The sequence below is a fragment of the Pantoea sp. CFCC18177 genome, assembly GCF_059412425.1.
The window spans coordinates 18,633-31,045 of record NZ_JBNBPL010000004.1 but is presented as its reverse complement, the minus strand read 5'-3'; the positions used below and the strand labels follow the sequence as shown (position 1 = coordinate 31,045).

The window sequence follows — 12,413 nt, the reverse complement described above, 5'->3', positions numbered from 1 at the left end:
CAGGAACAGTGATGACGCAAAAACCGGTAATGCACAGCGCCCACTGGGGTGCTTTCCATGCCCAGCAATCGGGCGATCAGCTCACCATCGAACCCTTCAAAGGCGATCCGGACCCGAGCCCACTGCTACAAAACTTCCGCACCGCGCTTAACCACCCGGCTCGTGTTTCCCGACCAATGGTTCGTCGTGGTTGGCTGGAAAACGGCCCCGGCCCGGACCAACGCCGTGGCAATGATGAATATGTGGCGGTGAGTTGGGAGCAGGCTTACGAGTTGGTGGCGCGCGAGTTGAAACGTGTGGGAGACAGCTATGGTCCTGAAGGGATCTTTGGTGGCTCATATGGCTGGTCCAGCGCTGGGCGTTTTCACCATGCGCAAAGTCAGGTGCACCGTTTTCTGAACACCACTCTTGGTGGCTATGTCCGGTCGGTGAACAGCTACAGTTCCGGTTCTGCGTCCGTGCTGCTACCGCACATTGTCGGCGACATGACCGAAATCGCCCGGCGCGGCGTCAGCTGGGAAGAGATTGCCCAGCACAGTGAAATCGTACTGGCATTTGGTGGCCTGGCGCTGAAAAACTCGCAGGTGGCGAGCGGCGGATTAAGCGAACACACCGAACGCGGTTTTATGCACCAGGCAGCAAAGCGCGGCACGCGTTTCATCTCCGTTAGCCCGCTGAAAAGCGATCTGCCTGATGAAGCGCAGGGGGAGTGGCTGGCGCTCCGTCCCGGCACCGATGCCGCTTTTATCCTCGGTGTGTTATCAGTCTTGATTGAAGAAAAACTCACCGATGAAGCGTTTCTCAGTCGCTATACGGTGGGTTGGCCAGCCATGGTTGCCTACATTCGTGGCGAAGAGGATGGCACGGTGCGTGACGCGGCCTGGGCCGCTGATATCTGTGGTGCCAACGCTGCTTTTATTCGCGATTTTGCCCGCCAACTGCACGGCAAACGCGTATTGGTGACGGTCGCGCATGCCCTACAGCGTGCTGAGCACGGTGAGCAACCGGTGTGGCTCGGTTTGGTGCTGGCGGCGGCGCTCGGTCAGCCAGGATTACCCGGCGGCGGCTATACCTATGCATTGGGTGCGCTGGGGCATTACGGCAAACACCATAATCTGGTGAGTTTCCCGGCGTTGCCACAGGGCAAAAACGGCATTGATCGTCTGATCCCGGTGGCGCGAATCTCGGATATGTTACTCAATCCCGGCAAACCCTTTGACTACAACGGTCGCCGCTTAACCTATCCGCACATTCGATTAGCCTACTGGGCGGGTGGCAATCCCTTCCATCACCATCAGGACCTCGCGCGCTTACGTCAGGCATTCTGTCAGTTGGATACGCTGATTGTGCATGAGATCGCCTGGACGGCCAGTGCGCGTCATGCCGATATCGTTTTGCCCGCTACCATGACGCTGGAGCGCGAAGACATTGGCGGTGCGCCAACCGATCGCCACCTGTTCGCGATGCAACCGGTGGCGGCACCGCACGGTGAAGCCAAAGACGACTATGTGATTTTTGCCGAGCTGGCGCGGCGTCTGGGTCGTGAGGAAGCCTTTACGGAAGGCCGGGATACGCGCGGCTGGCTGAAACATCATTATGCGCAGTTGCAGGCAAAACTGGCCACGCATCAGGTGGAGATTCCTGATTTTGACCAGTTCTGGCAGCAGGGAGTGCTGGAGTTGCCGCAGTTAAAAGATGGCGGCAGGATGATCAACGCTTTTCGCGCCGACCCGGAAGCCGCGCCGCTGCCTACGCCGAGTGGAAAAATCGAAATCTACTCTGCGACTATTGCCAGCTTTGATTATGAAAACTGTCCGGGACATCCGGTGTGGCGTGAACCGCAGCAAAAGCCGGATCACCAGCACCCATTCTGGTTGATCGCCAATCAACCGGCTACGCGTCTGCACAGCCAGCTTGATTTTGGCGACTACAGTTTAAGTGGCAAACGTGATGGCCGTGAGGTGTGCAGCCTTAACCCGGCGGATGCTGCTGCGCTGGGTATCCAGCACGGTGAGATTATTGAGCTGTACAACCAGCGTGGGCATGTACTGGCCAGTGCACGTGTCACCGATACAATTATGGCGGGCGTGGTTCAGTTACCTACCGGTGCCTGGTACGACCCTGTTGATCCGCTCGCACTGCGTCCGATGTGTCGTCACGGTAATCCCAATGTGTTGACGTTAGATATTGGCACTTCATCGTTGACGCAAGGTTGCAGCGGGCAAATCACCGTGGTGCAGGTTCGAAAATACAGCGGCGAACTCACCCCGGTGCAGGCGTTTATCCCTCCTCAGGTTTAACATCCATGGGGCGGCAGGCGGCGCCCTGCATCCTTACGCCTCTTCTAACTGCAAGAACATCACACGCAGGCGATGGCCGTCTGGATCAATAGCCGTGAAGGTATAGCCAAAGTCCATCTCGGTAGGGGATTGAATGATGGTGATCTCGCGGAAAGCACCCCATTCGTTATACAAAAAATCGACGTCCTTTTTATGCTGCACTTTGAAGGTGATTTCGCCGTTGGCGTTGAATGGCTGATTGTTGACGCTGGGTAGTACCGTGTATTTCGACCACAGTCCAAACTTGAAGCCATTTTCAAACACAAACATGGCGAAGGTTGGCGAGACGTTGATGGGTCTCAGGTCAAACAGCGATGCATAGAAGTCAGCACTTTTAATGACGTTCGGTACATAAAGGATGGTCATATCAGCAGTAAACATGGTTTTTTTCTCCTTGTGGGTTTACGGCTGAATAGTACGGTGAGGTTGTGACAGAATCTGTCAGGAGCCTCAGCCACACTGGATTTTCCCCTTATCATGACTCGATGATCATGTGCGCTACGAGAACTGAGACCCGTAAATTAGGTTATGGGAATGGTGTTGGGTGTAAGGGGAACCGGAATAGGGCCAGCCTGTGTTCAGATGAAAAAATAATGTAGGAAGAGGTGTGTAGAGGTTTACTGAATTTGGCCACCTGAACAGAGGTGATATGCTCACCTCAGAACAACACAGGTGCTCCAATGAAACGAAGAAATTTTAGTCCTGAATTCAAAGGCGAAGCTAAAGGGCCTCATTGAGTGAAATGGACATCATCTGAATGTGTTCGTCATCGGCTATGACGGCTAATTAATTAAATAGACACCTTATCTTAGCGGCACACCGAAAGTTGGAGAACCTACGCACAGGGCTAGGGTCGATTAGTTACAGCCGCGAGGGCACTTCAGCCTGAGGGTTGAAAAGAGACTAGCGTGGAGCTGCATTATTAGAATGTGTCGCTCTGATTAGGTGTTATTGTTAATGAGTCGCAGCTAATCCCCTTAAGCAGCGGGGTGAAAATGGTTCTGTCAGCGTACGCTGTGTGTAATCAATCACAAGTCGGTTTGACCATTCAATGGCTTACCGGGAGGCACCCGGAGCTGCAACCTTGAACCAGCCACATCCTCTTGGTGCTCATCTATAAAGGGGTACCTAAGATGTGGTTGTTTTAAAGAGATTTAAAAATCAGGGCCGGAACTGAAAGTCTGGAAGAGCCCACGCTCGCGTCTAAAAAAAATGAGTGATGGAGAAACCGGATTAGCCAGCTTTAGCACGGTGAGGAGGGCGCTGGGACAGCAAAATTGTATTACGATCATTTTGCAATAAACAGTGTGACGTGATGATCCCCTGCGGCTTCACTTAACCGTATTTCATTTTCTGCGCACGCCTTGCCATCCAGCCATAGTTGAGAAGTGTCCTCACTGCGACGGATATCAATATGGTAGATGCCCTGTCCGACCCGATAGGTGAGTGACATTCCTGGCCAACTCGACGGCAAACGTGGCCGAAGGCGCAGCGTATTACCGTGGCGAGTGATCCCTAACAAACTCTCGCAGATCACTTGCCATGCCCAACCAGCAGAGCCGGTATACCATGTCCATCCTCCTCGACCAAGGTGATTTTCGGCGCTATAGACATCTGCTGCCATAACATAAGGCTCGACAAAATAGATGGCCACATCAGCAGGAGTTAAAGCATGATTGATCGGATTGACCATCGCCAGCAGCGACCAGGCACGTTCGATTTCTCCCATCTCGGCAAAGGCCATAATGGCCCAAAGTGCGCCGTGAGTGTATTGCCCCCCGTTTTCACGAATGCCCGGCAGGTATCCTTGAATGTATCCAGGGTTTGGCCCTGCGCCATTAAATGGCGGTGTGAGTAAATTAATGATCTGATGCTGTTCATCAACCAGGTGCTGATAAAGAGACTGCATAGCAGAGACGCATTTTTGTTTATCTCCTGCACCGGAAAGCACTGACCAACTTTGTGCGATAGCATCAATTTGACACTCGATATTATGTCGAGAACCCAGCGTTTCACCACTATCAAAAAACCCACGCAAAAACCATTCACCATCCCAGGACGTTTTGTTTAAGGCAATTTTTAATTGCTCCGCGCGATGCTGGCAGGTGCTGGCGGTATCGGCTTCGCCGGCAAGCAGAGATAACGCGGAAAAACGCGTGAGAACGGTGTAAAGGAAAAATCCTAACCATACACTTTCACCCTTACCCTCCACGCCAACCAGATTCATCCCATCATTCCAGTCGCCAGAGTGCATTAAAGGTAACCCGTGTTGCCCGAAAGTCAGAGCGTGGTTAATGGCACGATAGGCATGTTGCCATAACGTCTCACTTAATGGACTGCACCCAGGCTGGCTGTAATCTGATTCTTCATTCTCCTTAAGATTGCGAGATTCAAGATAGGGAATCTGCTGGTTCAAAATGGCGGTGTCTTCAGTGGCATTGGCATAATGGCAAAGCGCAAAGGGGAGCCACAAATAGTCGTCAGAGCAACGCGTTCTGACACCACGTCCTGAGGGGGGATGCCACCAATGCTGAACATCGCCCTCCACAAACTGGCGAGAAGCACAAAGTAAAAGTTGGTCGCGAAGGAGATGGGGGGCAATGTGTGTCAGTGCCAGCGTATCCTGAAGTTGGTCCCGAAATCCAAATGCACCTCCCGACTGATAATAACCACTGCGAGCCAGCAGGCGACTGGCCAGTGTTTGATAGAGTAACCAGCCATTAGACAGGAGGTTAACCGCACGATCGGGCGTGTCTATCTGTACTCTGTTAAGGAGATCGCGCCAATGTTGCTGCACTTTTTCCAGCTCAGCTTCAGCTTGGTCTAATACGATAAATTTAACTATTTGCGTCAATGCCGATGGGGTGTCATCAGCGATACCCAGTAAGAAAACAGTGCTGTATGTTTCGCCATCATCGAGCGTGACAAGCGTCTGTAAGGCCGCACAGGGATCCAGTCCCGCCCCTGTTTTGCCTGACAAATTGCGCGCCTTCATCATGGCGGGCCGACGTGTTGAGCCATTGCGACCCAAGCATTCGAGGCGGCTAGCACTGTATGTAATCTGGTCCCCTGATACGGCAAAAAATGCCGTTCGCTCCGATCCTGCTCCGTCATAACGATTCACTGCCAAAATTGCGCTGCCCGATATCACTGCCGCTGATGACGTTTGCACATGTCTTGTTGACTGAGTCGCCATTTCGCCCATAACCCATTCAACATAACCGGTAATGGATAGATGTCGGGCTGTACCGGATAAATTCTGTAACTCAATTAAAGCCAGCTTTATGGGGGCATCGTAAGCCACAAAAAGCGTCATCGTGCTGGCAATACCAAATTCCTGGTGCAGAAAGCGGCTGTATCCAAATCCATGCTGAGTGATGTAGTCGCCCCTACCACGTATTGGAAGTGGCATAGGGGACCACACTTGTCCACTCTCTTCATCGCGTAAGTAGAAAACTTCCCCTGAGATGTCAGAGACTGGATCATTATTCCAGGGTGTGAGTCGGAACTCGTGCGCGTTCTCATACCATGTGTATGCCTGGCCAGCTTCAGATACCACACTGCCAAACTGTTTGTTCGCGAGTACGTTACACCAGGGAGCAGGTGTCTGTTGATCCTCTTTTAACAGAATATGATACTCATTCCCCTCAATATTGTACCCACCGGTTCCGTTGAAGAATTGCAATCTGCCAGGGCTTAAATGAACCGGGGCGGTCAGGAAAGAAGAGTGAGTCGGCTGAAGAGGCGGGGGAGCAACATGTGGTTTCAACAGTACGTTGAGTTGATCGGCGAAGTTTCCGTGAGCGCCTTCCAGCACCACCACCGCAACGCTGAAAAGTAGCGTGATATCCTCTGGAGTAAGGTGCTCTTGCTGACGAATAAAGATACCTCCGGGCTTATCTTTATGCGCCAATGATTCACCCGTGGCAACGATTTTAAGGAGCTGATTCTGTAATACCTGTTGATACCCTCCCTGTTCGCCATTGATGATCATGAGATCAGCAATGAGCCCTTTATGACGCCAGTATTGTTGCGCCTTAATGACATGCTGCAGCAGGTTAAGCTGCACTTCATTATCAATCCTCACAACGACGATAGGGTAATCCCCCGATAGGGCGTGGTGCCAGAGTGCGCTCTGCCCAAGTCGATTCTGCTGCAAAGTTTTTACATCCGCTCTCATCTCAGGGCAGGGAAAAATCACGGCGCTTGCCAGTTTGTTATACAAACTGGCATCTTCAGCGTCGATATTGAGCTGACGTAATGCGACCTGACTGTGTGACCAAGCCATTTCAAACACACGGTTGGCGAAGAGATTGTCACGGTACTTCGCTATCAGCGATGTGCAGGTTTCACGCTGTGAAGCGGCACCAAAAACGAGATCGAGCGTGACGGATTGACCCGGTTTTAAACATACTTTTTGTCTGATAGCCAAAATGGGGTCAAGCACAACGCCAGCACTTCCGCTCAGGGCACGCTCAGACACCAATGCCAGTGGATTATCGACGTTATGACCGCGGCCAATAAATCGTGACCGATCCGTTTCATACTGTGTTTCGCGATCCATTTCGCCATGGACTAACATGGCGTGAAAAATCCAAACGGGGGCGGTTTTGTCATTGCGTGGGCGACGATGAGCCATGATCGCTTCCAGATCAGCATCAATTTCCGTCTGGACAAAAAGATTACTGAAGGCGGGATGAGAAATATCACTCTCAAGGGGAGCCAAAACGACTTCAGCGTAGCTTGTTATTTCGATGCCGCGTGACTGTCGGGAATGGTTGGTAATCACGATGCGGCGAATCTCAACATCATCTTCCGGCGAGATCACGACATGAGTGCGTATGTTTAGTGCCTCATTGCGCGTTTCAAACTCGGCACCCGCATCATTGAATCGAGCAACATATTTCAGTTGTGGACTACATAACGGCTGGTATGTGGCACTCGAAACTTCACCACTCAAACCGTCACGAACATAACAAAATATTCCGCTGTGATTGCTTGTACCGTCCCCACGCCAGCGGGTCAGCGCCAACCCTTTCCACATGCTGTAACCGACTCCAGCTTGAGTGATCATGACATGATAATTAGCGTTAGAAAGAAGCTGAATTTGTGGTAGGTGTGTTGCTGAACCGATGAACTCGCGCTGGGCAGTAGAATCACTGCGCGGTTTTCTGTTCGCCAGTTCGACAAATTGCCGGCGAGGGGTATAGAGTTCTATGTCATCGGGTACTCTCTCTTGTAAGAGAAGATATGATGATTGGAACATCGCACACGACATGAAGCGGGCGACCATTGGGGCCGTCAACAATAAATGGGAGAGAGCAAGTAACCCCATGCCCTGATGATGAGCCATGTAGGTTTTTACCACCGCGTAACGTTGCCCACGAGCAAGGCGATGTGATGTAAAATCAACCGCTTCATAAAATCCGTAGTCCCCACCCGCCCCCAGTTTTTTTAAGTGCTGCAGGTTATTAGTGGCCTGTCGTGGTAAGACCATGAGCGCCAGGAGGGTGGCGTAGGGGGCAACCACCTGATCTTCAATCAACCCCCGTTTCAGCCCTAATTCGGGGGTGCCAAAGGCTTTGTACTGGTAGCTCTGACTTTCGTCAAACGCGGCGTAGGCGGATTCGGATACACCCCATGGCATTTGAGCCGTCTCTCCCGAAACAATCTGCTGCTTAACCGCAGAGTGTGCCATCGTTTCAAGTAACGTATTCGGATACACCGGCATGACCAGATGCGGCATCAAATACTCAAACATGGAGCCACTCCATGACATGACCGCTGGCTGATTGTTCAACCGAGTGAACAGACGTCCTAGCGTGAACCAGCTTTTAACCGGCAGTTGATTAGCCGAGATGGCATAATAGTGAGACAGTCTGACTTCTGAAGGGAAAAGATCATAGGCTCCTCCATCCATCGTCCCGCTCTCCACGTTGTAGCCAATGCTAAGCAGTGCGGTGCTTGGGCGATAAAGGAAGCGAAAATCCATTTTTGCGTGATCTTCTAACCGTCTATCAATTTCAAGCAGTATTGCCAGTCGTTCACGGGCGGACCACACCACCAGACTCGTTTGTTGAGGATCAAGGTCAGGGATGTGATTATCCAAATCTGCCAGCCACAGTAATGAAGGCAGCGATGTCGTTAGAGTATGTTGCGGCGTGATCCAACTGAAAAACAATGCCCACTCATCGCGTATATTGGTGAGCTGAAGAATGAACAATGTAAACCAGTTAACCTGTTGTGATGGTTGGCTGAGTTGGGGCTGTAATATCTGACAACGTTGCATCAGAAGCGTTAAATCATCCAGGAGAGTGGAGGGCGTAGCCTGCATAAGTTGAGAAAATGGGCCATCAAGTTGCGCCATTGGGTGATCTGGCTGATCGCCAAATTGATCCTGAGCCAGTCTAAAGGTGTCTTGCAGCCCCTCCATCACGACAGCAAGTGAAAGTAGCGGCTGGTTTTTCCATTGCGCTAGTCCAGCCTGAAGCGTGGCAAGATGAGCGGCAAAATTGCCGCTGTCCACACTGGAAATATAGCGTGGTTGCAAAGGTTGCAAGGTCAAGGTGTCATACCAGTTGTAGAGGTGTCCTCTGAAGTGCTCCATTTTATCGAGGCTTTCTAATGTTAAAAGCGTACGAGTAATGACTTGTTTTTGCGTCACATATCCAAAGTCCCATGCGGTCAGGTTTGCAAGTAAAGACAGGCCGATATTGGTTGGTGATGTGCGATGCGCTACCGATGACTTGAGTATCTCCTGAACGTTATCAGGCGGTAAATTGTGGTGTTTTAATGTGACGAACTCATCAAACCAGGCCCATGTCTGCCGGGCGGTCTGGCGTAGAAAATGATGCTGGTCCGCAGACAATGTTTCATGTCGCGGCGAGGCGGGTTTACTAAATCGCCAAAGAAGGAAAGGAGCAGTCATCCACAGTACAGCCAGGAAAAAGGGCAACGGCAAGAACAAGGGGTTCATGAAACCCACTAACAATATCAGTGCAATGCCGGCAAAGGGATTAAACCACATAGCCGCGTAAAAATGACGCAGCAGTATTGGTTGAGAGGCGAGGGTAAAAGACGTGGTACTCCACTCATTGAGAAATTGATGACTGACATTCAACCGCCATAATGTGACCAAAATGGCTTTAACTGACCAGTAACTTTCATGAGGCAAAATGCCTAAAGTCAGTCCAGCTTTGCTTAGACGATTCAGTGCATCAGCAAACAATAATTTCAGATGAAGCCACCAGGCACGCTGCTTACTCTTTCTAAAACCATCCATCGTAAGCGCTAGCACCCCTGGTAAAAACAGGTAGGTCAGGATGCAAATCAGCCAAAAGGCAGGATGAGAAACCGCTGTGAAAGTCAGGAAAATTAACGTCAGTAATGCCGGCGTGATCACGCTCCGTCTGAGGTTATCAAATAATTTCCAACGAGATAGCGCACTAAGAGGATTAAGAGTAAGGCTGCCATCGGCCATACGCACATGACGTCGCAACCAGTTAAGCAGTTGCCAGTCGCCGCGGACCCACCTGAAACGGCGTGCGACATCGCTAAGATAGTTCTCGGGATAATGTTCATAAAGAACGACATTACTTACCACGCCTGAGCGAGCGTAACAGCCTTCTAGCAGATCGTGGCTTAATACCAAATTATCCGGGCAAGTATTGCGGGTCGCTCGAGTAAATGCGGCAACATCATAAATGCCTTTACCGACAAAAGAGCCTTCAGCAAACAGATCCTGATAAAGATCAGATGACAATGAAGAGTAAGCGTCGTTACCCGCAATACTGCTGCAGAGGCGGGCATAAATGCCCTGCCCAAATGGCGGAATTTCTTCAGCAAGGCGTGGCTGCAGGATCGCATAACCCTCTACAACACGATATTGATGCTGGTCGAATATCGGAGCATTAAGCGGGTGCGCCATGATGCCGATGAGTTTGTGCGCCGTTTCACGCGGGAGAATAGTATCACTGTCCAAAGTGATGACGTATTTAACCGAGCGCATTTGTGCCTGGCTGGCCCCCACGGTGACATTGAACATTTCTTGTTCACCCTGTAACCAGCGATTGAGGGCGTGCAGTTTTCCGCGTTTTCGTTCATAGCCCATCCAAACGCCTTGTGAAGGGTTATGCGTGCGGTTGCGATGTAACAGGGAAAATAGATCACCATCCGGCTTATCATTACTGTAGCGTCGGTTAAGCGCATCAATCCTGAGCATGGTGTAGCGCAGTAGTTCATCATCATCAGTATGATGTTCTTGAAGATTGTCTATGAAGTCGGTTAGCAGTGCAAAACAGAGGTTAGGTAAAGGGTTACCTAAATAACAGGTCTCCAGTGAGCGTAATAAAAGATCTGTGCTCTTATTGTTGCTGAGCATGCAGGGTATCACCACCAGTGTTCGGCAATGCTCTGGTATAGCTTCCTCATAATCAAGACGAGGAAGCGGAATGGGTGAACGGAAGCGAGTCGTTGCTTCACTGAGCAGTTGAATCGCCAATTGGCTGCTGAGCAAAAGTACGATGGGAAACAGAATCAGCCAAGGGGCTATCATTATGCCTGCCTGATAGGTTGCGGAAAGCGTATAAGCACTCAACGCAGCCATAATCAACGTGATGCTGCCAAGCCAGGAGACAAGAGGAGGAAAATTGAAATAATGATGTAATGTTTTTACTAAGGATCTACGGATTTGCAACTGTTGCTCAAGCTGTATAAGCCCTTTATCCAGCAGAAAATATCCAATATGCCTCTGGCGAGGCAGCAAATCCTCCTGTTGACTCAGCCCGAGCACTTTATTTGCCACACTGAGCTCATCAAACCGACTCTCGCGTGCAAGTTTTTCAATGACGTGTCGATATTGATCTCGGCTATCAAAGTGCATTTGGGGGTAAATACCCGCAGGATCCTGTATCAGTATTTCTTCCACCAGACTTAATGACTCGACCAGCTGTGGCCAGTCTATTTCATCGAGTTGCCTGAGTCCGGTAATACTGTTACTGACGGACAGTTGATTCAGGGCCAGTTGTCGATTGAAATGTTCAATCAGTTCGGGAATATTGCGTCCAGTATTAAGCAGGTGCTGCTCTAACCAAACCAATGTCAGGGAATGATTTTGATGGTTCAATCGTCGAGCAACCTCAGCAACAAATGCCCCTGAAAATATTTCATTCTTTTCAGCCATCGATGAAATGATATGTATGACTTTTGTGCTGTCCTGAGTCGAGTGAAGCATGATGTCGTCCACCCACTCAGCCGCTTCAACCCTTTCCTGATGGATGCTGGCGACACCTTCTGCAATGAGCGCAAGATTATGAATCAATGCAAATCGCAGCATAGCAGGAAGCGCCCAGAGTTCTCCGATGAGTAGGGGAGATACACTCTGATATGAATGTATAAACCTTTTTATCGCGCCAGAATCTAGCCGCCCGTCACTGTGACTTATCAACTCATCAGCAATAGCCTGAATGCGAAGAGTGTTAGCGGGTGAAATCAGCATGGGTAAACCACGGCCGAATTTCTCAGGCAAGAGTTGCCTGACCATGCGAATTTGCTCTTCAATAATGTAAAAATTATCTAAAAGCCATTCTGCAGCAGGTGTCAGATTGTGTTTGTCGCCAGCGCTTAATATTTCCGCGTTTCTGATCAGAGATTTTTCATTTTCAGCTAAACGTTGCAGCAAGTTATAGGATTTTTTCCCTTCAGAAAGACGATGAGTCCGTGACATGCGCTCGCCATAACGCTCCATTTCTGCTTCAGAAAAAATATCTTGCTGGTTATCTTGATAAGGAAATTTTTTCGCAGAAAATACGTCTTTTTCCTGAGAGACTTTACGTTGTGATTGTGTTTTGTAAACGGGTAAAGAAGTGCGATTTTTTTTCATAATGGCATCATATGTAACATAAATAACTCGCTGTGAAAATTAAGTGGCAAGATTAAAATCATGAGCCTTAGCGTGGAAATAGAAATTGTGCTTTTAAAGTATAGTGTGTCTCAGGAATTAACTCTCTCTCATTGCAATGTTTTTGATGCCGAAAAAATATATGCAACGAAAATAGAGCGTTGAGGGACTAAAGG

At 50.0% G+C, this 12,413-nt stretch carries 3 protein-coding genes; 1 reads left to right on the top strand and 2 read right to left on the bottom strand.

Annotated elements, in window-relative coordinates; all coding sequences use genetic code 11:
* Positions 1–11 precede the first annotated feature (11 nt).
* Positions 12–2,300, top strand: a complete 2,289-nt coding sequence (locus ACPUC8_RS05695; RefSeq protein WP_494925734.1) for a molybdopterin-dependent oxidoreductase — start codon at positions 12–14, stop codon at positions 2,298–2,300.
* A gap of 33 nt (positions 2,301–2,333) precedes the next feature.
* Here ACPUC8_RS05695 and ACPUC8_RS05690 read toward each other — a convergent pair whose 3' ends face one another.
* Together ACPUC8_RS05690 and ACPUC8_RS05685 are read right to left on the bottom strand one after the other, a co-directional pair.
* Positions 2,334–2,720, bottom strand: a complete 387-nt coding sequence (locus tag ACPUC8_RS05690) for a VOC family protein (RefSeq protein ID WP_494925733.1) — start codon at positions 2,718–2,720, stop codon at positions 2,334–2,336.
* A gap of 907 nt (positions 2,721–3,627) precedes the next feature.
* Positions 3,628–12,219, bottom strand: coding sequence for a glycoside hydrolase family 94 protein (locus ACPUC8_RS05685; RefSeq protein ID WP_494925732.1), 8,592 nt, complete (start codon positions 12,217–12,219; stop codon positions 3,628–3,630).
* Positions 12,220–12,413: the final 194 nt, after the last annotated feature.